The organism is Pseudomonas sp. Z3-6 (genome assembly GCF_051131985.1).
In the GTDB taxonomy this organism is placed as follows: Bacteria; Pseudomonadota; Gammaproteobacteria; order Pseudomonadales; family Pseudomonadaceae; genus Aquipseudomonas; species Aquipseudomonas zanjanensis.
Window position 1 is genome coordinate 5,810,896 of sequence record NZ_CP071644.1, and the last position, 24,404, is coordinate 5,835,299.

At 61.9% G+C, this 24,404-nt stretch carries 16 protein-coding genes; 6 read left to right on the forward strand and 10 right to left on the reverse strand.

The window, feature by feature from the left end:
- Positions 1–10: 10 nt before the first annotated feature.
- Entirely contained in the window at positions 11–7,651 is a 7,641-nt protein-coding gene (locus tag J3P88_RS25320) for a filamentous hemagglutinin N-terminal domain-containing protein (protein ID WP_434572254.1), read from the reverse strand.
- A 291-nt stretch (positions 7,652–7,942) separates the two neighbouring features.
- On the opposite strand from J3P88_RS25320, the gene J3P88_RS25325 reads away from it, so the two are divergent.
- Both J3P88_RS25325 and J3P88_RS25330 read left to right on the forward strand, forming a co-directional pair.
- On the forward strand, positions 7,943–8,347 hold the full coding sequence (locus J3P88_RS25325; RefSeq protein ID WP_434572256.1) for a DUF488 domain-containing protein: 405 nt from the start codon (positions 7,943–7,945) through the stop codon (positions 8,345–8,347).
- Positions 8,348–8,551: 204 nt separating this feature from the next.
- Complete coding sequence (locus J3P88_RS25330; protein ID WP_434572258.1) at positions 8,552–10,054, forward strand: hypothetical protein; 1,503 nt, start codon at positions 8,552–8,554, stop codon at positions 10,052–10,054.
- Between the two features lie 191 nt (positions 10,055–10,245).
- On the opposite strand, the gene J3P88_RS25335 is transcribed toward J3P88_RS25330, so the two are convergent.
- Positions 10,246–10,791: a DUF4256 domain-containing protein gene (locus J3P88_RS25335; protein ID WP_434572260.1), complete on the reverse strand. Its 546-nt coding sequence runs from the start codon at positions 10,789–10,791 to the stop codon at positions 10,246–10,248.
- Positions 10,792–11,263: 472 nt separating this feature from the next.
- Here J3P88_RS25335 and J3P88_RS25340 point away from each other — a divergent pair, with 472 nt between their 5' ends.
- Positions 11,264–12,364 carry a transketolase-like TK C-terminal-containing protein gene (locus J3P88_RS25340; RefSeq protein WP_434572262.1) on the forward strand — a complete coding sequence of 367 codons (1,101 nt, stop codon included), beginning with the start codon at positions 11,264–11,266 and terminating at the stop codon, positions 12,362–12,364.
- Between the two features lie 10 nt (positions 12,365–12,374).
- Here J3P88_RS25340 and J3P88_RS25345 read toward each other — a convergent pair whose 3' ends face one another.
- Positions 12,375–12,827, reverse strand: a complete 453-nt coding sequence (locus J3P88_RS25345; RefSeq protein ID WP_434572264.1) for a MarR family winged helix-turn-helix transcriptional regulator — start codon at positions 12,825–12,827, stop codon at positions 12,375–12,377.
- A gap of 173 nt (positions 12,828–13,000) precedes the next feature.
- Between J3P88_RS25345 and aceE the strand changes: the two genes are divergently transcribed.
- Complete coding sequence (gene aceE / locus J3P88_RS25350) at positions 13,001–15,670, forward strand: pyruvate dehydrogenase (acetyl-transferring), homodimeric type (protein ID WP_434572266.1); 2,670 nt, start codon at positions 13,001–13,003, stop codon at positions 15,668–15,670.
- A gap of 189 nt (positions 15,671–15,859) precedes the next feature.
- Positions 15,860–16,276 carry a VOC family protein gene (locus J3P88_RS25355; RefSeq protein WP_411386516.1) on the forward strand — a complete coding sequence of 139 codons (417 nt, stop codon included), beginning with the start codon at positions 15,860–15,862 and terminating at the stop codon, positions 16,274–16,276.
- A gap of 265 nt (positions 16,277–16,541) precedes the next feature.
- Here J3P88_RS25355 and J3P88_RS25360 read toward each other — a convergent pair whose 3' ends face one another.
- The gene (locus J3P88_RS25360) at positions 16,542–17,255 is read right to left on the reverse strand and encodes a FadR/GntR family transcriptional regulator (RefSeq protein WP_434572268.1); all 714 of its coding nucleotides are present in this window, start codon (positions 17,253–17,255) and stop codon (positions 16,542–16,544) included.
- 97 nt (positions 17,256–17,352) lie between these two features.
- Here J3P88_RS25360 and J3P88_RS25365 point away from each other — a divergent pair, with 97 nt between their 5' ends.
- On the forward strand, positions 17,353–18,096 hold the full coding sequence (locus J3P88_RS25365) for a FadR/GntR family transcriptional regulator (protein ID WP_186708942.1): 744 nt from the start codon (positions 17,353–17,355) through the stop codon (positions 18,094–18,096).
- A 157-nt stretch (positions 18,097–18,253) separates the two neighbouring features.
- Here J3P88_RS25365 and J3P88_RS25370 read toward each other — a convergent pair whose 3' ends face one another.
- The 6 genes from J3P88_RS25370 to J3P88_RS25395 form a co-directional block, all read right to left on the reverse strand.
- The gene (locus tag J3P88_RS25370; RefSeq protein WP_434572270.1) at positions 18,254–18,976 is read right to left on the reverse strand and encodes an oligogalacturonate-specific porin KdgM family protein; all 723 of its coding nucleotides are present in this window, start codon (positions 18,974–18,976) and stop codon (positions 18,254–18,256) included.
- A 131-nt stretch (positions 18,977–19,107) separates the two neighbouring features.
- The gene (locus tag J3P88_RS25375; RefSeq protein WP_434572272.1) at positions 19,108–19,875 is read right to left on the reverse strand and encodes an ABC transporter ATP-binding protein; all 768 of its coding nucleotides are present in this window, start codon (positions 19,873–19,875) and stop codon (positions 19,108–19,110) included.
- A 10-nt stretch (positions 19,876–19,885) separates the two neighbouring features.
- Positions 19,886–20,725 carry an ABC transporter ATP-binding protein gene (locus J3P88_RS25380; RefSeq protein ID WP_434572274.1) on the reverse strand — a complete coding sequence of 280 codons (840 nt, stop codon included), beginning with the start codon at positions 20,723–20,725 and terminating at the stop codon, positions 19,886–19,888.
- A gap of 10 nt (positions 20,726–20,735) precedes the next feature.
- On the reverse strand, positions 20,736–21,644 hold the full coding sequence (locus tag J3P88_RS25385; protein WP_434572276.1) for an ABC transporter permease: 909 nt from the start codon (positions 21,642–21,644) through the stop codon (positions 20,736–20,738).
- Complete coding sequence (locus J3P88_RS25390) at positions 21,644–22,681, reverse strand: ABC transporter permease (protein ID WP_018614070.1); 1,038 nt, start codon at positions 22,679–22,681, stop codon at positions 21,644–21,646. Before J3P88_RS25390 ends, J3P88_RS25385 begins: the two co-directional genes overlap by 1 nt.
- A gap of 34 nt (positions 22,682–22,715) precedes the next feature.
- Positions 22,716–24,338, reverse strand: a complete 1,623-nt coding sequence (locus tag J3P88_RS25395) for an ABC transporter substrate-binding protein (protein ID WP_434572278.1) — start codon at positions 24,336–24,338, stop codon at positions 22,716–22,718.
- Positions 24,339–24,404: the final 66 nt, after the last annotated feature.

A 24,404-nucleotide genomic window follows, 5' to 3' on the forward strand; every position in this document is an offset into this window, starting at 1 on the left:
TGTCAGGGGATCAGGGACGCATGGCCAGACCTGGACCTGGCAAGCGCACACCGCCGCGCACGACGAACACGGTCTGCGGCGGGTAGGCCGCGCAAGCGCCGCCCTCGGATACACCGCCATCGGCGCAGACGTTCCCGGCCAGTTCCCGCTCGCTGTCGGCGCTCTCGGCCTGGGCCGCCGAATCGCCGTCGCCATTGCCAGCGCCGTTGCCACGCGTGCCGCCCTGGTCCACCAGCAACAGACCACCGTCCTCGACCCCGGCGCCGGACCAGTCAGCCGGTTTCGGCTGGGCCGGATTGAGCTCTGGAGCATGGGGCGAAGCCACCTGCGCGCCGACGCGTGTTGCATCGGCGACGCTCTGCCGGACGGCGTCGTAGTCAACGGACGGTGTCACGGTCAGATTGGCGTTGGCCGGGTTGCTCACGATCAGGTAACCCAGGTCGGCCAGCCCACCTATGTTGATCAGGTGCGAGCCTGGGCCTTGAGTGCCTACCGAATACAACGGGTTGCCGAGCATCGGCTTGGTGTCGCCGTTCCACAGGCCGCTGGCGTCATAACCGGCGATACCGCCGCCATTGAACGTGGTCTGGCCATCGAACGGCTTGGTCTGGGTGGTCGTGCCGTTGGTGGACACCAGCAGGGTCGGTTGCTCGCGGTACACGGCATGAACGCCCGTGGTGCCCAGCGCCCGGCCGAAGTTGCTCTGCTGCTCGTCGCTGTTGTAGCGGAAATTGCCGCTGCCACTGCCGACCACATCCACCAGGCGGGTGCTGCCAGCGAGGCTGCCGGTGTAGATCACCGCCCGGCCGCCAGCGCCGGTAGAGACTGTCACACCCGCGTCGGCCTTCACGTCGCCACCCGCGGCCACGCCCGCCGAAGCGGATTGACCGGCGTTGAGCACGATCGCGTCGGAAGCGTTGCTGGTGGTGCTGACGTTCTCGGTCAGGGTGATGTTGCCGGTGGTGGTCACCACCTGGACTTTGCCGGTGTTGCCGATGCCGACGATCTGATCCAGCTGGGTGCCGTCCAGTGCCGTCTCGGTCAGCCTGCCGACGGTGACGTCGCTGCGGTTGACGAAGCTGACGTCCTTCGCGCGGCTGGCGAGATCGCCGACCCAGTTGCTGGCGTTGCGCAGGTCGAAATCACCGCCCTTGAGCGCCAGGCCATCGGCGATGATGTTGCCCTTGGCGTTTTGGGTGGTCTTGCCATCCACGTTAAGGAACACGTTGCCGCGGGTCGCCAGCCCTTCGTTGATCGCCAGGTTGCCGTCGGTGCCGATGCTGACGTCGCCAGTGTTGTTCACCCCGGTAGTGGTCTTGACCACGTTGCCGTTGCCATCGGTTTCAGTCAGCGTGCCGACCTTCAGGTTGCCGGTGTTGTTGAAGGCGACCTTGCCTGCCTTGCTGGCGATATCGCCCACGATGTTGCCGTTGTTGCGCAACTCGAAATCGCCGCCGTTCAGGGCCAGGCCATCGGCGGTGATATTGCCCTTGGCGTTCTGGGTGGTTTTGCCATCGACATTGAGGAACACATTGCCGCTGGTCGCCAACCCTTCGTTGATCGCCAGGTTGCCGTCGGTGCCGATGCTGACGTCGCCAGTGTTGTTCACCCCGGTAGTGGTCTTGACCACGTTGCCGTTGCCATCGGTTTCAGTCAGCGTGCCGACCTTCAGGTTGCCGGTGTTGTTGAAGGCGACCTTGCCTGCCTTGCTGGCGATATCGCCCACGATGTTGCCGTTGTTGCGCAACTCGAAATCGCCGCCGTTCAGGGCCAGGCCATCGGCGGTGATATTGCCCTTGGCGTTCTGGGTGGTTTTGCCATCGACATTGAGGAACACATTGCCGCTGGTCGCCAACCCTTCGTTGATCGCCAGGTTGCCGTTGGTGCCGATGCTGACGTCGCCGGTGTTTTTCACCCCGGTGGTGGTCTTGACCACGTTACCGTTGCCGTCGGTTTCAGTCAGCGTGCCGACTTTCAAGCTGCCGGTATTGTTGAACGCGACTTTGCCCGCCTTGCTGGCGATGTCACCCACGATGTTGCCGTTGTTGCGCAACTCAAAGTCGCCGCCGCTGAGGGCCAGGCCATCAGCGGTGATGTTGCCGTTGGCGTTTTGGGTGGTCTTGCCATCGACATTGAGGAACACGTTGCCGCTGGTTGCCAGCCCTTCGTTGATCGCCAGGTTGCCGTCGGTGCCGATGCTGACGTCGCCGGTGTTTTTCACCCCGGTGGTGGTCTTGACCACGTTGCCGTTGCCGTCGGTTTCGGTCAGCGTGCCGACTTTCAAGTTGCCGGTATTGTTGAACGCGACCTTGCCTGCCTTGCTGGCGATATCGCCCACGATGTTGCCGTTGTTGCGCAACTCGAAGTCGCCGCCGTTAAGCGCCAGGCCATCGGCGGTGATGTTGCCCTTGGCGTTTTGGGTGGTCTTGCCATCGACATTGAGGAACACGTTGCCGCTGGTTGCCAGCCCTTCATTGATCGCCAGGTTGCCGTCGGTGCCGATGCTGACGTCACCGGTGTTATTCACGCCGGTAGTGGTCTTGACCACGTTGCCGTTGCCATCGGTTTCGGTCAGCGTGCCAACCTTGAGGTCGCCGGTGTTGTTGAACGCGACCTTGCCCGCCTCGCTGGCGATGTCACCCACGACGTTGCCGTTGTTGCGCAACTCAAAGTCGCCACCGTTGAGGGCCAGGCCATCGGCGGTGATGTTGCCCTTGGCGTTTTGGGTGGTCTTGCCATCGACATTGAGGAACACGTTGCCGCTGGTTGCCAGCCCTTCGTTGATCGCCAGGTTGCCGTTGGTGCCGATGCTCACGTCGCCGCTGTTGTTCACGCCGGTGGTGGTCTTGACCACGTTGCCATTGCCATCGGTTTCGGTCAGCGTGCCAACCTTGAGGTCGCCGGTGTTGTTGAACGCGACCTTGCCTGCCTTGCTGGCGATATCGCCCACGATGTTGCCGTTGTTGCGCAACTCGAAGTCGCCGCCGTTGAGGGCCAGGCCGTCAGCGGTGATGTTGCCGTTGGCATCTTGGGTGGTCTTGCCATCAACATTAAGGAACACGTTGCCGCTGGTGGCCAGCCCTTCGTTGATCGCCAGGTTGCCGTCGGTGCCGATGCTGACGTCGCCGGTGTTGTTCACGCCGGTGGTGGTCTTGATCACGTTGCCGTTGCCATCGGTTTCGGTCAGCGTGCCGACTTTCAGGTCGCCGGTGTTGTTGAACGCAACCTTGCCCGCCTCGCTGGCGATGTCACCCACGATGTTGCCGTTGTTGCGCAACTCGAAGTCGCCGCCGTTGAGGGCCAAGCCGTCAGCGGTGATGTTGCCGTTGCTGTCCTGAGAGGTCTTGCCATCGACATTGAGGAACACGTTGCCGCTGGTCGCCAGCCCTTCGTTGATCGCCAGGTTGCCGTCGGTGCCGATACTGACGTCGCCGCTGTTGTTCACGCCGGTAATGGTCGTCTGCGTGCCGTCGGCATGGGTCGCGGTGAGCGAACCCACCTTGAGGTTCCCGCTGTTGTTGAACTGGACCTTGCCCGCCTCGCTGGCGATATCGCCGATCACGTTGCCGGTGTTGCCCAGCGCATAATTGCCGCCCAGCAGCACCAGGCCGCTGGCATCGAGCTTGGCCCCGGCATCGCCGGCCTGGGTGGTGTTGCCCGCCACTTCCAGGGTGATGATGTCGTCGGCACGGGTCTGGCCCTGATTGGCGTCATCCCGTGGACCATTTTCGATGGTGATGCCTTTCGCCAACGTCAGGTCGTGATCGGTTTTCAGGGTGACCGCCTCATCGGAGGTAATCCCCACGGTGCCGTCCACGACGCCCACCGTCAGGTTGCCGTTGCCGGCGAATACCAGGCTGCCGACATCGGCAGCGATCACGCCCACGTCATGTCCCTTGCCCAGGTTGAAATCACCTTCGCCGCGCAGGGCCAATTCGTCTGCGGTAATGGTTGCGCCCGTAGCCTGGGTCGCCCCTTGGCCCGCGTCGACGCTAAGGGACAATCCCTTGCCGGTGGTGCCGTCTTCGTCGGTGCCTTCAGGATCCTCGAGGGTCAGGTCGCCCAGCAGGTCCAGGACGCCACTGGCAACCAAAGCCAGATCGTCCTTGAGCGTCGCGCCTTCGTCATCAACGGTGATGTTGCGGGTCTTGTCGTTACCAATGACGACCTTGTCGAAGCCATCCTGGATATTCGCCAGGTCAGCGTCCGACAGCACCAACGGATCGTTAGGCCCGGTCACTTCCGGATCATCGCTGCCGCCCAGGTGGATATCCAGGCCTGGGGTCTTCTGCTGCAGGGTGAGACTGCCGCCACCGGCAACGCTTGCGGCAAGATCGATTTCGTCGGCGGTCAGGCTCGTATTGCCCTGGGTGGCCAATGCCTGGCCGACCGTGAGCGTGTCAGCGACAAGGTTCAGGTCGCCGGTCTGGGTCATGCCGGCAACCGGCACGCCTTGCGGGTTGGCCGGGGTCTGGCTGTCGGGAATGGTCACGACGCCGGCGGTCAGGTCATCAACATCGGCAAAGCTCACCGTGCCGGTGTCGCTGGCGATCGTATTGACGTCGTTGGCGGCGTTGTCCAGGTCATGAACGGCACCGTCACCCAGCAGCACCAGGCCATCGGCGACGAGGGCGCCGCCGGCGGTCTGGTCGATCTTGCCGCCATTGCTTTGCAACGCCAGGACCGGAGCCGGTTTGTTGTCGTCGTTGCCGGTGCCCTGTGCGTCCGCCACGGTCAACTGGTCATTGATGTGGATATTGCCGGTACCGGCATCGAGGATGAGGTTGTCGTTGATGCGGGTCGCTTCGATGATGCTGATGTCACCGGTCATGTCCGCGCCACCGATCTTGACCGAGGTGAAGCCATCGCCCAACGCGCCGATGTCGCTGCCGGTCAGTTCCAACGCACCGGGCGCATCGCCGGTGCTGCCGCCCACGGCAATGTCTTTGCTCGGGGTGTTGGTCTCAAGGGCAATCGAGCCATTGCCGGTGACGCTGCCGGCGCCGCCGTTGAAATTGATATCGTCGGCCTTGATGGCCAGGTTGTTGTCGGTGCTGTTGAGGCTGCCGTTGAAGGTGATGGAACTGCCTTGCAGGCCTTTGCTGCCCGAGGTATTGGTCTTGATGTTATCGACGTACAGCGAACCGCCGACCCGCTTGCCTGCGGTCTCGTCGAAACTGCCCGAGACGAACACGAATTTGTAGGTGCCGGCCTTGTCAGCCGTGGCCGTATGGCTTTTCCAATCCACCGTGCCGATACCGTTCCCCGTTTCGTTCAGGATGATCTGGTACTCGCCGGTGTTGACGTTCAGCAGATAGCCGAAGACATCGTAGGTGTCGCCGCCGGCAACCGGTTTGTAATCGAAACTGACCGCTTCCCCTGCCGCCAGGGAAACCGTGCCCTCGCTGACGACCGAAGGACCACGCATGATGCAGCCGGCGGGGGCGTTCTGGCAGTTGGAGTTGTTCTCGGTACCCAGCAGCAGCGCAGCGCCGCCGTCCTTGCCCTGGCCAGCCGCGGCGACCGGGGTGAGGGGTTTGTAGTCCATGTCGCCCTGGTCGCCAGGCGAGACTATCGGGGTACCGCCGCCCGTAGGCGACGTGGTCGGCAACGTCGGGTCATCCGGCGAGACCACGCCGTCCACCACGGTGACGCCAGTGAAGAACTGGGCGATGGAGGTCTGCCACCCGACCAGGCCGTTTTCGAAGTCGGCGTTCAGGAACTGCGAGGTGCCCAGCTCGACGGCGCCGGTGTAGACCTGCTCGCCGGTGGTGAAGACTTTGGCGCCGTTGATAAAGGTCTTGCCGGCGCCGCTGGTGGTCGCGTAAAGCGCGCCCAGCGCGCTGTTACCGCCGACCATGTCGCTGAAGATGATCGAGCCCGAACCTGCGTCCACGCGCAGCTCGCGGTTGTTGGCCACTGCATCGGAATCCACCACGCCGGCAAACACGACGTTGCCGCCGTTGCTCTTCAAGCTGACGTCGGTGTTGAGGGCAATCTTGCCGTTGAGGATCAAGGCCAGGCTGTTGCCATTGCCGGCGCCACTGGCGTCGATGTCGCCGTTGAGGAAAATATTGCCGAAGACGTAGCGGCCTGTTCCGCCGTCGTTGTGTCCGGATTGCAAGGTCAGCGTCCGGTCGCCGCTGATGCTCGTCGGGGTGTAGTCACCGTTCCAGTGGATGCTGTTGTCGGCCTTGATCGCCACATCGGTGCCGCCGGCCAGGGCCGTATCGATCGCGTTGAAGCCAACCGTGGCGTCTGTCCCATTGACGCCGCCGGTCAACCCGCCGTTACCCGGCCCCACCGTGACGCTGTCCGGGTCGAGCAACCACAAGCCGCCCTTGCCGTTTTTGGCTGACGCATCGGCGGCCTTGCTCACCGCCAGCTTGGCGCCGCTGGTCTCGATCTTGCCGCCGTCGCCGCCCTTGGCGCCGCCGGTGGCTTTCAGCGTGCCGTCCACGCGGGTCACGCTGCCCGGTTTCTTGACGTCGGACCAGGCCACCACGGTACCGCCCTTGCCGTTGTCGGTCGCCGATGCGTCGAGCACGGCACCGGCGGCGACGGTGGTCTGGCTGGCCTGTTTGATCGCAGGATCCTTGCCTTGCCAGCTACCGCCCACATAAATCTCGCCGCCACCTTTGGCGCCCGTAGCGTCGAGTTCGGCGCCGCCCTTGATCGCCACGCGGTCGCCGGTCACGACGATCTTGCCGCCCTTGGCGGTGTCGGAAGACACATCGATGCGTCCGGCGACTTGCACATCACCGTGGTCGCCCATCAGCGTGACCACGCCGTTTTCACCGATATCCAGGGAGCGGGCTTCGATCAGACCGGTGTTGTTGATGACGGTGCTCGCCAGGGTTTCCGCCGCACGGGCGGTCAGCAGGATTCTGCCGGCATCGGCACGAATGGCCCCGCCGTTTTCGATCAACGCCTGCAACGCGCCCTCTTGCACTTCCAGTTGCACTGGCCCGCCCAAGTCGAGGGTCACGACACGGCCGGCACCCAGCAGTACATTGCCCTTGTGGGCGGTGATGTTACCGTCGTTGACGATTTTTGCCGCGATCAGGGCAATGGTGCCGCCTTGTGCCGCGTTGATGTTGCCCTGGTTGACCACCGATGCGGCGCTGTCGCCGCTGAAACGGTAGTTGCCGGCGAGGAAATCTTCTGTGGATAAGTTGAGCGTGGAGGCCACCAGGCCGCCGACATCAACCTGCGCGCCGGGGGTAAACAGTACGCCGTTGGGGTTGACCAGGAAGACTTGGCCGTTGGCTTTCAGTGCGCCCTGGATCACCGACACATCCGAGCCCAGTACGCGGTTCAAAGCGACGGAATTGGCGCCAGGCTGGAAGAATTGAACGGTGTTGCCTTTGCCAATGGAGAAGCTCTGCCAGTCAATGGCGAGCTTGTCGCTGCCCTGGTGAATGGCCATGTTGTTGCCGTTGTGCTGAACGCTGCCGCTACCCGCCACGATGTTGCCGCCGGAAGGCAATCCTCCCGCCGCAGCGACCGAGGCGAAGACGCCGCTGCCCACGCCGATGACGAGGCTGAGGGATGTGCGGCTTTTGTCTTTGCCATGGCTCTTGACCAACTCGGATGCCACCTGCCACGCGCCCATCACGGCATTCCAGACGACTCGGTACACTCTATTCATTTTTGTTCACTCATCCTTAATACGGCGGGTCGCGCCAGGCGGTTCGCTGTCGACAAATCAAATGGAAAAGCGCATCCGGACGGATTGCGGCTCGAAAATCCCACAGTGCTCTGCGCCATCATGTCGACGGCTTGCAGGGCGCGCTTTTGCTTGAGCGCCCAGGGCTTTTGATTGAAGGGATCCGATGAATCTTTTTTTAAGATGGGTGGGTGAAGAGCGGCGGATGGGCCCTGGCCGCCTCGTCGTGGGCGACCTATGCTGGGGCAGTCCCACTTCGACAGGCGAATCCTGATGATCCAATGCAAACGCGCCTATGAAACCGCCAGCGCCGAGGATGGCGTAAGGGTTTTGGTGGACCGCTTGTGGCCGCGTAATTGTTCCAAGGACGCGTTGGCGATTGCTGAGTGGTTGCCGGAGGTTGGGCCTTCTCATGAGTTGCGCAAGGCATTCAAGGCGGGGGCGCTTTCATTTGCCGAGTTCAGCGTGGCCTATCGGCGTGAGCTGGCGGCGCGGCCGGAGCATTGGTGGAAGCTGGTGGATGTGGCGCGGGGCGGGACGCTGACGTTGGTGTATGCGGCCAAGTCGCCAGTTGAGAACAATGCGGTGGTGTTGGCGCAGTGGTTGGAAGATGAGCTGGAGAAGCGGGCGGAGGGGAGTTCGTCGGTGTGTTATTTGTCTGAGTTTCCGGAGTTTTGAAGTGGGCTTGCTGTAACCCGTGGCGAGGGAGCTTGCTCCCGCTCGGCTGCGCAGCAGTCGTAAAACCTGCCGACTGTTTTTGCCTGTAGTACCGAGTTGAATGGTTTGGGGCCGCTGCGCAGCCCAGCGGGAGCAAGCTCCCTCGCCACGGGTTATTGATTTGCCTAAGATCGGCGCAGAGCAATCACAAGGATGACCACCGTAATGCAATCGCCATTCGATCCATTGGTTCATATCGATTGGAAAACACCGGGCAGCGACGTGCTCGGGCTGTTGCAGCATTACTATCCCGACATCGGTGTGTTTGCCGGGCCGGGGTTCGAGGCGTTGTTGGATGAGCTGTCCAACGAGATGCCCGAGGTCTGCTTCGAGGCGCTGGCGCCGGTGTTGGCGGCCCAGGGGTTTGACTTGTGGAACCTGGACGCCGGTGGCGATGATTATCGACCGGTGGTTTTCCCCTCCGATCAGCGCGAGGCGTTTGCCAGGCATTGGCAAAGCTCGCAGGGGGAGCCGAGGTTCACGGCGACGTTGATCGAGCCGCCTGCGGTGAAAGTGCGCAAACCGGCCAAACCCAAGCGCGGCAAGGTGAAGTGGCTGCAGGAAGTCCATGACTACCCCGGCGACACTTATGTGCACGAAGACAACTACCGCAACGGTTGGGCCGCCATCACCGAGCAGGACGAAGACCAGTGGTTGTGCTTCCTGATCGATTACAACCAGTGGCCGCCTACCGAGCAGGACATGCTCGAACACCGCACCGATGGCGTAGACGGCGCGGACTTGCAGCTCATCGACGCCGATGCCCAGCGCAGCCTGTGGAAACGTCGGGTTGTGCGCGGCGATTACGGCAGGGACGACCGCTACCAATACGAAATTCGGCAAGGCAATGAGATCGCGGCGTTCGGCCCTGCCGGGGTGCAATGGCCGGAATTTGAACAGCCCTGCGTGGTGGCGGACTCGGAGATATTCGAACGCCAGCGCCTCTACGAACCCGAGCATCTGACGCGGATCTGGCGGATCACGGCGGACCGCAGCGAGGTGATTTTCGAATACGCCGATGAACTGACGATCCTGCCCATCGGCCCTCGCCGCTTGCTGTTCATGCAGCACAACGGCCCGAAGTGCTGGGTCTGGCATCAAGACCCGCCGCACCAGGCCGTCGTCGCCAAACGGATGCCCGCTGAAGCCTACAAGTTGCGGGCATCAACCGCTTATCTCGACGGGGATGAAGTTCTACTGTTTAGCGAAGGCGCGCGGCAGAACGCTGAGCATGCGGGTTATCAGGACACCGTGCTGCTGGCGTGGCGCTTCAACTTCATGACCGGGGCCAAGACCAAGGCGATGCTGGACGGTTTCGGCAGTGAACTGCGCCAGGACACGCGCCTGCTTGTCACCCAGCCCAAGCAAGTCATTACGTTGCGCACGTTTCATGGGCAACTGCATGTTTCGCGTGGGCACGGCGATTGGTGGGTGTGGACTTACCGCGCCAATACCTTCGGCACCCACACACTGGCGTGGTTCTGGAATCAGGAAAGTAACGAGGTGGTGAAGCTCTCGACCAAGGATATTACGCGGGTCAAGCCGCAGGTCCGTTATGTGCCGGGGCAGGATCGGTACCTGGCGTTCGAGACGGCGTTTGTGGCGCGGTTGCCGGCGTTTGGCGAGATGGTTGAGGCCAAGGGGAGTGAGGTTTTGGATTTCCAGTAAGGCGATTCCGTTACATGGAGCCACTTCCAAAGCATGGCGCTTTTGTGGCGAGGGAGCTTGCTCCCGCTCGGCTGCGCAGCAGTCGCAAACCCTGCCAACCGTTTCCTCCTGACGCCCCGCCGGGGGGGCTGCTGCGCAGCCCAGCGGGAGCAAGCTCCCTCGCCACAGGGGCAGCGGTGTTCTTGAGGGGCTCAAACGCTCAGCACGCCACGAAACCCACGCGCCGCGTAATAAGACTGCACACCGTTGTGGTAGATGAACACCCGGCCATAGCGGTAGTCGCCAAAAATCGCCCCATCGAGGGCGCGAAGTGCTAGAGGGGTTGCCAGCCAACTGGAGGTCTTGGCATCGAACTCACCGAGGGTTTGCAGGGCCCGATACTGGTCTTCCGTCATCAGGGCGATGCCCATCTCTTCGGCCATTTCGATGGCGCTGCCTTTGGGCTTGTTCTCCTTGCGCGCATCCAGGGCCGCGCGGTCGTAGCAGAGGCTTCGGCGACCGGTTGGGCTTTCCTTGGCGCAATCGCAGAAGGTGACAGTGCCGGTCTTCGGATCGAGGCCGATCACGTCTGGCTCACCGCCGGTGGCTTCCATGGCTTGGAGGGACTTCAGGGCGTTGGGGTTGGCTTCGAGCCGGGCCTGGACGTCGGCCCAGGGGATGTCTGGGTGGCGGTTCAGGTTATTTTCGAAGCGAGTTTTCAGGGTTTGGATGAGGCTTTCTTGTTCTTGTTTTTTCATGGTTCGGGTGTCCGCCTGATAATCGGTCATCCAATGATAGTGACTCTGACGGAACGCGTTGAAGCCGCAAGAGATCGCCGAAGTGGCTTTGCACCGTCACGTCTGAACACCAGTGGCAATGGCTTTTCCTCACGCGAAACCAGGAAGATTTTTTTCACCCAGGCAAGGAAAACATTGGGAGGGACGTACCCAATCGAAATGAGAGTAAACGGAGCGCGGTAGCAAAGCCGAAGAGGTCCAACTCGGACCAGAAACCTGGCGTTTTTTTGTGGGAGCGAGCTTGCTCGCGATGGCGGTGTATCAGCCGGCAATTGGTTGAATGTGCATCCGCTATCGCGAGCAGGCTCGCTCCCACACATGCAGTCCCCCGGTGTGGGGTATACAGCTGCGCCCCAAGAAAGAGATTGCATTTGCAACCATATTGATCCGTGCCGTATGGTGCAAGCACGACGGAACGCACGGAGACTAAGGGATGATTGGATTTTCCAGCTTCAACAAAACACCAGAAACCCGCCTGGCCGCACAGGTCTGTATCGATAAAATCCGAACGCTTCCAGAGCAGCATGCGAGTGGTTTTTCCTCACCTCTGCGCACCATGCTCGATATCGCCAACCGCCTCGAGAGGGACCCGGGAACAGCCAGGCATAGCTGGGTGATCCGCGCCGACAAGCAATCTCAAGCCGAGCACTGTCACACACGCATCAGCGCCTGGCCCTTGCGCTTGAGCGCTGCCGCTCGTGCCAGCGAAAAACCGTTGTTGTACTTGATCCGTTCCGCGACGTCGGCCGAACTTTGCGCGCTGTCCAACGAGACCGCAAACCGTGGCATCTTGTGCAATGACATCGAAACCCTGCCCTCGCGCTGGCCCAAGGGCGCCCACCCCTGGGTTCCGCTCTGGCTGGTGGCCAACCCGCAATGCATACCGTTCGACCCGGCCAGCGGCGCCGAGGCGCACGCCATTGCCCTGGCGGCCATGCAGAGTCTGTATGTGGAGGGGAACGATGGGTTTTATTACCTGGCGCTTCACGACGAACCCAATGACCACCTCGCCCCGATAGACAACATCAGTGCGAGTCAGGCGCTCAAAGGCATGTACAAGTGCAGCGGAATCGAGACCGATGTCGGAGCGCCCCGGGTTCGCTTGCTGGGCGCGGGGTTGGCGCTGCAGTCTGTGGTGAGCGCGGCGCAAATGCTGCGCGATCACTGGGGTGTCGCCAGTGAATTGTGGAGTTGCCCCAGTTATACCCGCCTGGCGCGTGAGGCGGACAAAGCCCGGCGCTGGAATCGCCTGCACCCCGAGATGCCGAGGCGGTCGTCGCATTTGCTTGATTGCCTGGGCACCGGAGGCAGTCCGGTCGTCGCGGTGACGGGATACGCCCAGCACGTCGCCGATCAGATCGGCGGGCATATCACGTCACGGTTCGTGGCACTCGGCGCCGACTCGACCAGAGCCGCTTCGCCAGCCGTGGACAAACATTGGATTGTGGTGCTGGCCCTGCAGGCGTTGGCTCAGGACGGCGTCATTGCCCAGACGTGCGTCGAGCAGGCGATGAATCGGTACCGGCTGCAGTGAGCCCCGTCCCCTACCCCGCTTTCCCACTGCTGCGCGCCGCATGGGCGGCACGCTCCAGCGCTTCGCTGAAGACCCGTTGCTGGTCGTCGTCGAACTGCGACAGGAATAATTCGTCCACCGCTCCTTCGTATATTTTCCACATTTTCTTGCGCAGCACTTTCCCGCTCTCGGTAATGGCGGCATACGCACCTCGACCGTCATCGCTGGCGCGGCTGCGGATGACCAGACCTTCAGCCTCCAGGCGGTCCACCAGGCGGGTGAGGTTGTAGCGTTCGATGGCCATGACATCAGCCAGTTCGCTCATGCGCCGTGTGCCGTCGGGGCCGCTTTCCAAGCCCCATAACGCGTCGTACCAGGCGTAGGCAGGCAGCCCGGCGGCGGCTAGCCGGCGCTCGATTTCGCGGATCAGGCAACGGTGGGCCCTGACGAATCTGAACCAGGTATCCGGCTCGCTTGAAGACATGCAGCACCTTTTTGGTGAAGTCGATTTAGTTGCAATTGTAGCGCGCGGCAGGCTAAGTTCTCGCTCGTAGTTGCAAATGCAACTACAAATTCCAGAAGGTTGGCGTCTACCCACGCCCCTTAGTCAGGCACCAAACGACTCGGTGCTGCAGCATTGTCCAGGAGACGACAACGATGGCACAACAATCCCTGTTTCTCGACGAGGATCCACAAGAGACTCGCGAATGGCTCGAATCCATCGAGTCGGTGGCAAGCGTCGAAGGGCGCCCTCGGGCTCATTACCTGATCGACCAGATGCTTGATTTCGACGCCAACCGCCACGGTGACTTCTACGGTCGCGTAACGACGCCCTACGTCAATACGATCCCGGTCGAGCGCCAGCAGCCTTATCCCGGCGACGTGACCGTGGAACGCAGAATCAACGCCTATATCCGTTGGAACGCACTGGCCATGGTGCTGCGCGCCGGCAAGCATTCGAACGTGGGTGGGCATATCGCGTCCTATGCGTCGGCAGCGGTTTTGTATGACGTCGGCTTCGAACATTTTTTTCGGGGCCGCACCGGGCAGTTCGCAGGTGACATGGTTTACATCCAGGGCCACTCTTCACCCGGCATCTATGCACGCGCTTATCTAGAAGGTCGTCTGAGCGAAGCACAGCTGGACAACTTCCGCCGCGAGACTGATCGCGATGGCGTTTCATCCTACCCACACCCAAGGCTCATGCCGGACTTCTGGCAATTCCCGACAGTCTCCATGGGGCTCGGGCCGATCACCGCCGCGTACCAGGCAAGGTTCATGCGTTATCTGGAAGATCGCGGGCTGAAGGATCATCAGGGCCGTAAAGTCTGGGCGTTCCTCGGTGACGGTGAGATGGACCAGCCCGAGTCGCTGGCGGCGATTTCCCTGGCAGGCCGGGAGAAGCTCGACAACATCATCTTTGTCGTCAACTGCAACTTGCAGCGCTTGGACGGGCCGGTGCGTGGCAACAGCAAGGTGATCCAGGAGTTTGAAAGCCTGTACCGCGCGGCCGGCTGGAATGTGATCAAGGTGATCTGGGGCAGCGGCTGGGACACGCTGTTGGAGAAGGACAAGAGCGGCCTGCTGCGCCAGCGGATGATGGAGTGCGTGGACGGCGACTACCAGAACTACAAATCCCAGAACGGCGCCTATGTGCGCGAACACTTCTTTGGCAAGTACCCTGAATTGCTGGAGCTGGTCAGCGACCTGAGCGACGATGACATCTGGAAGCTGTCCCGCGGCGGCCACGACCCGGAAAAGGTCTACAACGCCTATGCCGCCGCCATGCGCCATACCGGCGGGCCGACCGTCATCCTGGCGAAGACCGTGAAGGGTTTCGGCATGGGTGAAGCCGGCGAAGGCCAGAACATCAATCATCAGCTCAAGAAAATGGGCGACGACGCGGTCAAGGCGTTCCGCGATCGGTTCGCACTGGAACTCACCGACGACCAGTTGGGCGACATGCCTTATCTCAAGCCGGCAGCAGACAGCGTCGAAGCCCTTTACCTGCAAGCCAGGCGCACCCAACTGGGCGGCTACATCCCGGCACGTTTCAACGCCGTGGCGCCATTGCAGGTTCCACCCTTGTCGGCTTTGGACACGCAGCTCAAAGGCACCGGCGAGCGAGCGATTTCGACGACCATGGCCTTCGTGCGCATTCTCGGCACGCTGCTCAAGGACCCGAACATCGGCAAGCTGATCGTGCCGATCGTCCCGGACGAATCACGCACCTTCGGCATGGAAAGCCTGTTCCGCCAGATCGGCATCCACTCCCACGTTGGCCAGTTGTACACGCCTCAGGACGCCGGCCAGCTGAGCTATTACAAGGAAGCCCGGGACGGCCAGATCATGCAGGAAGGGTTGAACGAATCCGGCGGGATTTCTTCCTGGATCGCAGCGAGCACTTCCTATAGCACCCATGGTGTGATGACGGTGCCGTTCTACATCTTCTATTCGATGTTCGGCTTCCAGCGCGTCGGCGATCTCGCCTGGGCCGCAGGCGATGCCCGCGCCCGGGGTTTCCTGCTCGGCGCCACCTCCGGCCGGACCACGCTGATGGGTGAAGGCTTGCAACATGACGACGGTCACAGCCATGTGCTGTCCTCGACCATTCCTTGCTGCGTGTCCTACGACCCGACTTACACCTACGAATTGGCGGTGATCATCCAGGATGGCATGCGGCGGATGTATGTCGAAGACGAGGACATCTATTACTACATCACCCTGCTCAACGAAAACTACGCCCACCCGCAGATGCCCGAGGGCGTCGAGCAAGGCATTCTTAAAGGCATGTACCGGCTCTCAGCCCCTGCGCAGCCCGTCGAAGGCAAACATGTACAACTGATGGGCTGTGGGTCGATCTTGCAGGAAGTTGTCGCCGCCGCGCAGTTGCTGGAACGAGATTTTGGTGTCAGTAGCGAAGTCTGGAGCGTCACCAGCCTGACCGAACTGCGTCGGGACGGCCAGGACGCCGAACGCTGGAACCTGCTGCATCCCGAACATGCGCCGCGTATCGGTTACGTGGAAAGTTGCCTGCAGGACACACAGGGCCCGGTGGTGGTCGCGACCGACTACATGAAAATATTCGCCGACCAGATCCGTCCGTTCGTGCCCCAACGACGTTTCGTGGCCTTGGGCACCGACGGTTTCGGTCAATCGGACACCCGCGAATCGCTGCGCCGGTTCTTTGAAGTGGATCGCCACTTCATTGCGTTGGCGGCGTTGAAGGCGCTGGCCGATGACGGAGAAATACCACGGGATAAGGTCATCGAGGCGATCACGCTGTACGGAATCGATCCGCACAAGCAGAACCCTGCGAAGGTTTGAATCCACGATCTAGCTGTGGGAGTGAGCTTGCTCGCGATGGCGATGTATCAACTGCCAATTGGGTTGAATGTGAATCCGCTATCGCGAGCAGGCTCGCTTTCATAGAGGCAGTTGTTGAGATGACAATCCAGCATGAATGGCTAAGGTGAAGTAACCCGTGGCGTCCATCACTGAGCATATGAGGCCTGTATGAAGAACTTCACGATTCAACGTATCGACCACATCGTCCTGCGCGTAAAGGACCTTGAGCGCAGCCTCGCTTTTTATACGTCGGTGCTCGGTTGCGAGCTCAAGAAGCGTCGGGACGATCTTGGCATGCTTCATCTGGGCACCGGTGTTTCGATGATTGATTTGGTGGCTGTCGACGGGCCGCTCGGTCGCCAGGGCGGGCCGGCGGCGGGTAAGCAGGGGCACAATGTCGATCACCTCTGCCTGCGTATCGAGCCGTTTGATGAACCCGCCCTTCTTGCGCATTTGAACTCAGCCGGCCTGACCGTTGAGAAAGCGCAGATGCGCTACGGTGCGGAGGGCAAGGGCTGGTCGATCTATTGCTTTGATCCCGATGGCAACCAGATCGAGTTGAAGGGACCAGCGCTGGAGCCCTGAGCTTCAACGGGCGGATGCTGCCCCTGTGGGAGCGGGCTTGCTCGCGAAGGCGGTCGGTCTGGGCCGGTGATGTTGGATCTGCCGCCGTCTTCGCGAGCAGGCTCGCTCCCACAGGGGATCTCTGGCGGACGCCGAACTTGTGAACAGCCGCAATCAAAAACTGTGGGAGCGAGCTTGCTCGCGAAGGCGGTATGTCTGGGCCGGTGATGTTGAATCTGCCGCCGTCTTCGCGAGCAAGCTCGCTCCCACAGGATCTGTGGTGGGGTTATTGCGTCGTCAACTCCACCGCACCCTGGACCCGCTGCTGCATGTTGATCAAATGCAACCGCATCGACGCCCGTGCGGCTTCCCCGTCATGCCGCGCCAACGCCGCGTAGATCTGCTCGCGCTCACGCACCACCAACGCCCGATTTTCACCGGTCACCGCCGGTCCAGCCTGTTGCACGACAGCGATCAGCGTATTGCCCACATGGGCCATGACGTCGATGAAAAAGCTGTTGCCGGTGCACTGGGCGATTTGCCGGTGAAATTCGAAATCGAGCCGGGCGCTTTCGTCATCCGTTGGGTCAACCGCATTCGATGCGTCGAGCACTTCGCGCATCGCCTGCAACTGCTCCGGCGTGGCGCGTTGGGCGGCGATGCCGGCGGCTTCCACTTCCAGGCTCAGGCGCAGTTCGATGACGGCGAGCGCATCGTAGGCGCCGCCCTTGACGTGTTTGCTGCCCTGGAAATCACCGGGGCGGGCGGTGTCCACCACGAAGGTGCCGATGCCGTGACGGGTTTCCACCAAGCCTTCGGCCTGGAGTCGCGACATGGCTTCGCGGACGACTGTCCGGCTGACGCCGCGTTCCTTGATGATGACTTGTTCGGTGGGTAACTTGCTGCCTGCGGGCAACTCGCCGGCCAGTATCTGCTGCGTCAGGTCGACCACCAGTTGCTGGGTCATGCTCAGGCGTCGATCGGGTGTGACACGGTCCATTGCACCTTTCCATTAAAGCCAGACGATCGCGGCATTATAGCCGCGACCTTGCGCTAAAACTCACTATAATGCCCGCTGATCACACTAGAGCACGCCGATGACGGATCAAGCGTTATCTCCACTGAACAAGCCACGCCGCCTCGCCGAAACCCTGGTCGACCGCTTTGCCCAGCGCATGCGCGACGGCATTCTCAAGTGCGGCGAAAAGCTCCCCACCGAAGTGCATATCATGGAGGCCGAAGGCGTCAGTCGTTCGGTGGTGCGTGAAGCGCTGTCGCGGTTGCAGGCGGCGGGGTTGGTGGAGACGCGCCATGGCGTGGGTACTTTTGTCCTCGACATGCCGGCACCGGAGGGCTTCACCTTGGGGCCGGCGACCATTGCGACGTTGTCGGATGTGCTCAACCTGTTGGAGTTTCGCCTGAGCCTGGAAGTCCAGGCCGCGGGCATGGCGGCCCAACGCGCAACCCCCGAAGCCCTTGCGGAACTGGCCCAGGCGCTGGAGGCGTTGCTGCAAGGGCCGGAAAAGTCCGGCACCACCATCAATGCCGATTTCCAGTTCCATCTGAAAATCGCCAAGGCCGCCGGCAATTACTACCTGATCGACATCATGAAGCACCTGGGCACGAAGCTGATCCCACGTACCCGCATGAACTCCGCCTATTCCGGGCAAAGTGACCGCAGTGCTTATCTTCAGGGGATCAATGCCGAACACCAGCAGATCTTCGACGCCATCGCCAGCGGCAATGTCGACGCGGCGCGGGCGGCCATGTACCTGCACCTAAGCAACAGCCGCATGCGCTTGTGCGAAACCCAGCAGCGCCAGGCGTTCTACAACGAATAAGCGTCCATAGGCCCTGTGGCGAGGGAGCTTGCTCCCGCTTGGGCGCGAAGCGCCCACAAAGAAGGACTGCTGCGCAGCCCAGCGGGAGCAAGCTCCCTCGCCACAGGTTCATCTATTCCTTGAATCAGCAGTGCTGTCTGTAGGCCCGCTCCACAACTCAGAAAAAGTTGTATTGAATACCCACCCGCAGGCGCAGTTGGCGATCATTGTCGACGGAGTTGACTTTGATATCACCCACTTCAAAAAACGGCGCCCTGCGTTTGTCCCACTTGTACTTGACCACGGCATTCTGCTCATAGTCGTCGGTGCCGCCGTTATAACGGATGTAGTTGGCATCGAAGTACGTCAGTTGATATTCATACGCCCACGGCCCTTGGTTGGCGTAGTTGATGTACACGTCGTAGCGATGGATCTTCTGATCGTCCTGACCGTTGTCCGGTACGTCACGGTCGATCTTGTCGCGGTCGAGCTTGGAGGAATCGTAACGGTAGCGTCCGGCGATGCTCAGCTCCTTGGTGATCTTGTAGCCCAGGCGCATGCCCATCTTGTAGGTGGTGGATTCCTCATCGCTTTCCATGGCGAACGAGGGCGTCAGCGTCCAGCGATCATCGATCTTGTGCTGGTAGTTGACGGTGAATTCATGGCCACTGCCAACGGTGTTGTCGAAGGCGACGTCTTCGCGATCGCCAGCAGTCTTGTATTTGAGTTCACCTTCCAATCCCACGCCGTTGTCCAGCCGCATACCGAATTTGGCGCGGTCGGCGTGCATGCGGGTTTGTTCCGCATACTGGTGGCGTACGTTGATATAACCGGTGTCGGCCACGGCAACAATGGAAGTGAACAAGGAAGCGAGGGACAGCGCGACGAGTGTCTTTTTCATGTTTTTTATTCTTGTTAGTTGAATGATTTAGTTGGGTTGAACGCCAAATCACAGGCGAGCGCGTGCGCGGCATTGAAACCTGCGGTTCAACGTCTTCTTCGGGTTAAAACACGTGCTACGAAACAGTTACCTCAGACAGCGATAGGTATTCGCTGTATGTCGCGGCTGGCTTGCACCAGCAAACGGGTGTACGCATGGGTGGCGCCATCGCTCGCCAGCAGATGACTGTCGAGCGTCTCCACCACCCGGCCCTGCTGCATCACCGCCAGCCGATCACACAGATGCGCCACCACCGCCAAGTCGTGGGTGACCATCAGGTAGGTCAATCCTTCCTGGCGGCGCAAGCCGGCCAGCAGGTTGAGGATTTCCGCCTGCACCGAGACGTCCAGCGCTGAGGTCGGCTCGTCCAGCAACAGCACCCGGGGACGCAGGATCAGCGCCCGGGCAATCGCCACCCGTTGGCGCTGGCCACCGGACAACTGGTGCGGATAACGGAAGCGAAAGCTGTCGTTCAAGCCGACCTTGCGCAAGATCTCGCTGACCTTCTGGGCACGCCCGTCGATGCCATGGATGCGCAGCGGTTCCTGCAACGCGGCATCGATGGTGTAGCGCGGATGCAACGAGGCATACGGGTCCTGGAAAACCATCTGCACGGTGCGGTAGTGGTTCAGCGGCAACTTGCGCGTCACCGCCTGACCCGCGACGTGCAGCCGTCCCGTCCAGTGCTGGTACTGCCCGGCCAGGCAGCGCAGCACGGTGGTCTTGCCCGAACCGGACTCCCCCACCAAACCGAATGCCTCGCCTTCGGCCACGCTCAAATCGACGTCGTGCAATACCGCGTTCAGTGCCGCGCCGGTGCCAAAACTGAGGTTCAGGCCGGCTATTTCAATAATGCTCATGACAGGCTCCTCAAGCATTCAACCAGTGGGGGTCGCGCTGCAGCACCGGCAGCGTGGCGCGCCGATGGTCCAGGCTTGGCAGTGCGGCCAGCAGGCCTTGGGTGTAGGGATGGGTGGCGTGGTCCAGGTCGGCGGCGGCAATCGACTCGACCACGCGCCCGGCGTACATCACCAGCACGCGGTCACAGAAATGCCGCACCAGGTTCAGGTCGTGGCTGATGAAAATCAGCCCCAGGTCACGCTCGCTGACCAACTCCTCCAGCACGTTGAGCACTTGTCGGCGCACCGACACATCCAGCGCCGACGTGGGTTCGTCGGCGATGATCACCTGGGGATCGGTGATCACCATCATGGCGATCATGATCCGCTGGCCCATGCCGCCCGAAACCTCGTGGGGGTACAGGTCATAGACCCGCCGGGGATCGCGAATGTGCACCTTGGCGAGCATGTCCAGCGCCCGCTCGCGGGCTTCGCGATGGGGCACCTTGTGATGGGCCAGGTACGCCTCGGCGATTTGCTCGCCGACCCGCACCACCGGGTTCAGCGAGTATTTGGGGTCTTGCATGATCATCGACATGCGTGCGCCGCGAATCGCCTGGATCTGCTTTTCGCTGGCGGCCAACAGGTCGATATCGGCGAAACGCAAGGTCTTGGCGGTGACCCGCGCCGTCGGCGGATGCAGGCGTAAAAGGCTGCGGCCAACGGTGGATTTGCCCGAACCGGACTCGCCGACAATGGCTAGCTTTTCCCGTCCCAAGTTGAACGACACATCACGCACCGCCAATGAGGTTTTGCCAGCGTTGCGAAACTCAACGCACAAATCCTGTACCGCAAGTTTTATCTCAGTCATGGCCGGTTCCTCAGGATTGGCTGCGGGGGTCGAGGACGTCGCGCAAGCCGTCGCCCAACAGGTTGAAGGCCAGGCTGACCAGCATGATCGCCGCACCGGGTGCTGCCACCAGCCACCAGCTTTCGAGCATGTAGCGGCGCCCGGTGGAGATCATCGCGCCCCACTCCGGCAACGGTGCCTGGGCGCCGAGGCCGAGAAAGCCCAGGGCGGCGGCGGTGAGGATGATGCTCGCCATGTTCATGGTCAGGCGGATGATCACCGACGACAGGCACATCGGGATGATGTGGCGCAGGATGATCCGGGTGCTCGACGCGCCCTGGAGCTGCACCGCGACGACGAAGTCGGCGTTGCGCAGCGGCAGGGTTTCGGCGCGGGCGAGCCGGGCAATCGGCGGCCAGGCCGTGAGTGCGATGGCAATCACCGCATGCTCCAGGCCCGGGCCGAGGGCCGCGATGAAAGCCAGCGCCAGGACCAAGCTGGGGAACGAGATGAAGATGTCGGTGATGCGCATGAACAGGCTGTCGACCCAACCGCCGAAGTAACCGGAAACCGTGCCGACCAACAGGCCGATGGGGCCGACGATCACCGTCACCAGCAAGACGATGTACAGGGTAATGCGCGAGCCATACACCAACCGCGCGAACACATCACGACCGTATTCATCAGTGCCGAACCAGTGCGCGCTGCTGGGTGCCTGCAAGGCACTGGCGAGGTTCTGCAACAGCGGGTCGTGGCCGGCGATCCAGGGGGCGAAGATGGCGACCAGCATCAGGGTCGCGACGACGATCAGGCCGGCGAAGGTCATCGGGTTGCGCAGCAAAAACCGCAACAGGCGCAAGGTGCTGGCGACCATCGCCGCCGTGCTGGAAGCCGGCAACGTAGCGCTGCCAGTGGCGCTGGAAGCAAGAGGCAGGTTCATTAGCGAGTCCTCGGGTCGAAGATCTTGTACAGCGCATCGCTGATCAGGTTCAGCGTCACGAAGATGAGGCCGATCAACAGCACGCAGGCCATCACCGCGTTCATGTCGCCGAGCAACAAACTGCTCGTCAGGTACTGGCCGAAACCGGGCCAGGCGAACACGGTTTCGATCAAAACCGCGCCTTCCAGCAGGCCGCCATAGGCCAGGGCGACGATGGTCAACAGCTGCACGCGGATGTTGCCGAAGGCATGGCCCCAGACGATGCGGCGCTGGGACAAGCCCTTGACCCGAGCAGTGATGATGTATTCCTGGGACAGTTGCTCGAGCATGAAGCTGCGAGTCATGCGGCTGATGTAGGCGACCGAGTTGAAGCTGAGAATCACCGCCGGCAACAGGATGTGCCGCAGCGCACTGCGAAAGGCTTCCCACTCGCCGGACCAGGCGGTGTCGATCAGCAACAGCCCGGTGTGTTTCGGAATCAACCCGTCATAGGCCAGGCCGATGCGCCCGACGCCGCCGGCCCAACCCAGCCAGGCGTAGAACACCAGGAAGGCCATCATGCCGATCCAGAAAATCGGCGTGGAGTAACCGAACAGGGTGATCAGCCGCGCGACATGGTCGCCGGCACGGCCCTGATGGGTCGCTGCGTAGACACCCAGCGGCAAACCCGCCAACACGCCGAACAGGATGGCGAGCGTGGCCAGTTCCAACGTAGCCGGGAAGACCCGGGCGATGTCAGTGATGACCGGATTGCCGGTCAGCAAGGCCATGCCGAAGTCACCGTGCAGCAGGTCGCCGAGGTAAATCGCGAACTGGGTCCACAATGGCTTGTCCAGGCCCAGTTCCTTGTACACCTGGGCGTAGGCCGAGGCGTCGGCGTCCGGGCCGACGATGGCCAGCACCGGGTCCAGGGGCATCACCCGCCCAATAAAGAAAGTCAGCAGCAGCAACCCCAGCAGCGTCACCGCCACCGAGCCGCCGCGCCGGGTCGCCGAAGCGGCCCGGGTGGTCCAGATTGAAAAGGATGCAGTCGACATGTTCATTCCTGCCTTGGCCCTGTGGCCGTCGATTTCAGCGCTGCTTGTAGACGTCGCGAAGACGCGTGGTCGCGGCGGTGTGGCCGATGTAGTTGCGCACATCCGCGTGGATCACCACTTCGTCCACCATCTGCGAGACCGGCATGATCGCCCCGGCCTGTTGGTCGTAGAGGGTCTGGATCTGTGCATAGATTTCCCGCTGACGCTCGGGGTCACGCTCGCGCTCGGCCTGCTCGATCAGTTGATTGAGCTGCGGGTCGAAGAACGAGGTGCGCCAGCCCTGGAAGTTGCTCAGCTTGGCTTCGCTGCGGTTGTCCGGGTTGTACACCAGGGCCCGCAGGCTCGAATGGGGATGCCGCTCCGCCCCACCACCACCACGACCGACGAGGATGTCGAACTGACGGTCGCGCATCGCCCCATAGATCTGGTTGCCGGTGCCGGTGATGATCGTCGCCTGGATCCCCGCCTGGGCCAGCGTCGCTTGCAGGCTGGTGGCGATGTTGATGAATGGCGGATCGGTCAGTGAACGAATCGTCACCTTGAAGCCTTCGGCATGCCCGGCCGCCGCCAGCAGACGCTTGGCCTCGGCCACGTCCAGGCGATAACCCGGGTCGTCGAGGCGAGCCGGCAGTCCCAACTGCAAGGGCCGTTGGTTGATCACGCCGTAGTGCGGCATGACCACGTCGTTGATGCCTTGGTAGTCGATCAGCAGGCGGACGGCCTGGCGCACGCGGATGTCCTGGAACAGCGGTTGCTGCATGCTCATCGCCACGTAGTACAGCGTGCCGCGGGCGATGCTCTGGATGCGCACTTCGTCGACCTTGCCCAAGGCCTTGATGTCAGTGGCCGCCATGCCGCGGGCGACGTCCAGGTCACCGCGCTCGACCATCAGGCGCAGGGCCTGGGACTCGGTCATGTTGCGCATGATCACCCGGCGCAACTTCGGCGCGCCGCGCCAATAGTCGTCATTTCGGCTCATCAGGATCACATCGTTGGCCCGCCAGATGTCGAGCTTGAACGCGCCGGACCCAGCCGTGTGCGTCGCCAGCCACGCCGCGCCCTGGTCGTCGCCGACCTGATGCTGCAAAGCGATGCTGCGATCGATGATGAAGGCGCTGGGTGAGGTCGCCAGGGTGTTGAGCACCAGCATCGGGTCGGTGACCCGTGGCAACTCCATCACAAAGGTGTGCGGCCCTTCGGCGCGCATCAGTTTGACCACGTTGTCGGCGGTGAAACCGTAGGCCTTCCAGGTGGAGGCCAGGGCGCGGTTGAGGGTGACGACGCGCTGCAACGACCAGGCGACGTCTTGGGCGGTCAGGGGCGCACCCGAGTGAAACCGAACGTCGTCGCGCAATTGGAAGGTCAGGCGCGTGCGGTCGGGGCTGATGTCCCAGGTTTTCGCCAGGGCCGGAATCAGCGTGTCCGGCTGCGCCGCGTCCTGCTCCAGGAGCATGTCATAGACGTTGGCGTTGACCTCCGCGACCTCCAGGCCCGTCGCCGCGGCAGGGTCCAGGGACAACAGGTTGATCATGCTCATGCCCACCACCAATTGGTCGGGGGGCGTTTCGCCTTGGGCCAGGCTGACGGGCACCTGCACTGCGCACAGGGCCACGGTGACACACAGCAGCCTGGTCAGGCGCTTGGGCCAGAGATTCATGGTTCAGTCCTTTCTTATATTTATAAAGACTTGTCGCCCGGGCCGTCATCGGCCTCAGGCGTGGAA

What these genes read in the sequence shown, in the direction of transcription:
- J3P88_RS25395 (WP_434572278.1), bottom strand. Translation starts at nt 24,338, where the DNA reads ATGAATCTCTGGCCCAAGCGCCTGACCAGGCTGCTGTGTGTCACCGTG.
- J3P88_RS25380 (WP_434572274.1), bottom strand. Translation starts at nt 20,725, where the DNA reads ATGACTGAGATAAAACTTGCGGTACAGGATTTGTGCGTTGAGTTTCGC.
- J3P88_RS25355 (WP_411386516.1), top strand. Translation starts at nt 15,860, where the DNA reads ATGAAGAACTTCACGATTCAACGTATCGACCACATCGTCCTGCGCGTA.
- J3P88_RS25325 (WP_434572256.1), top strand. Translation starts at nt 7,943, where the DNA reads ATGATCCAATGCAAACGCGCCTATGAAACCGCCAGCGCCGAGGATGGC.
- J3P88_RS25375 (WP_434572272.1), bottom strand. Translation starts at nt 19,875, where the DNA reads ATGAGCATTATTGAAATAGCCGGCCTGAACCTCAGTTTTGGCACCGGC.
- J3P88_RS25320 (WP_434572254.1), bottom strand. Translation starts at nt 7,651, where the DNA reads ATGAATAGAGTGTACCGAGTCGTCTGGAATGCCGTGATGGGCGCGTGG.
- J3P88_RS25335 (WP_434572260.1), bottom strand. Translation starts at nt 10,791, where the DNA reads ATGAAAAAACAAGAACAAGAAAGCCTCATCCAAACCCTGAAAACTCGC.
- J3P88_RS25345 (WP_434572264.1), bottom strand. Translation starts at nt 12,827, where the DNA reads ATGTCTTCAAGCGAGCCGGATACCTGGTTCAGATTCGTCAGGGCCCAC.
- J3P88_RS25340 (WP_434572262.1), top strand. Translation starts at nt 11,264, where the DNA reads ATGATTGGATTTTCCAGCTTCAACAAAACACCAGAAACCCGCCTGGCC.
- aceE (WP_434572266.1), top strand. Translation starts at nt 13,001, where the DNA reads ATGGCACAACAATCCCTGTTTCTCGACGAGGATCCACAAGAGACTCGC.
- J3P88_RS25330 (WP_434572258.1), top strand. Translation starts at nt 8,552, where the DNA reads ATGCAATCGCCATTCGATCCATTGGTTCATATCGATTGGAAAACACCG.
- J3P88_RS25365 (WP_186708942.1), top strand. Translation starts at nt 17,353, where the DNA reads ATGACGGATCAAGCGTTATCTCCACTGAACAAGCCACGCCGCCTCGCC.
- J3P88_RS25370 (WP_434572270.1), bottom strand. Translation starts at nt 18,976, where the DNA reads ATGAAAAAGACACTCGTCGCGCTGTCCCTCGCTTCCTTGTTCACTTCC.
- J3P88_RS25390 (WP_018614070.1), bottom strand. Translation starts at nt 22,681, where the DNA reads ATGTCGACTGCATCCTTTTCAATCTGGACCACCCGGGCCGCTTCGGCG.
- J3P88_RS25385 (WP_434572276.1), bottom strand. Translation starts at nt 21,644, where the DNA reads ATGAACCTGCCTCTTGCTTCCAGCGCCACTGGCAGCGCTACGTTGCCG.
- J3P88_RS25360 (WP_434572268.1), bottom strand. Translation starts at nt 17,255, where the DNA reads ATGGACCGTGTCACACCCGATCGACGCCTGAGCATGACCCAGCAACTG.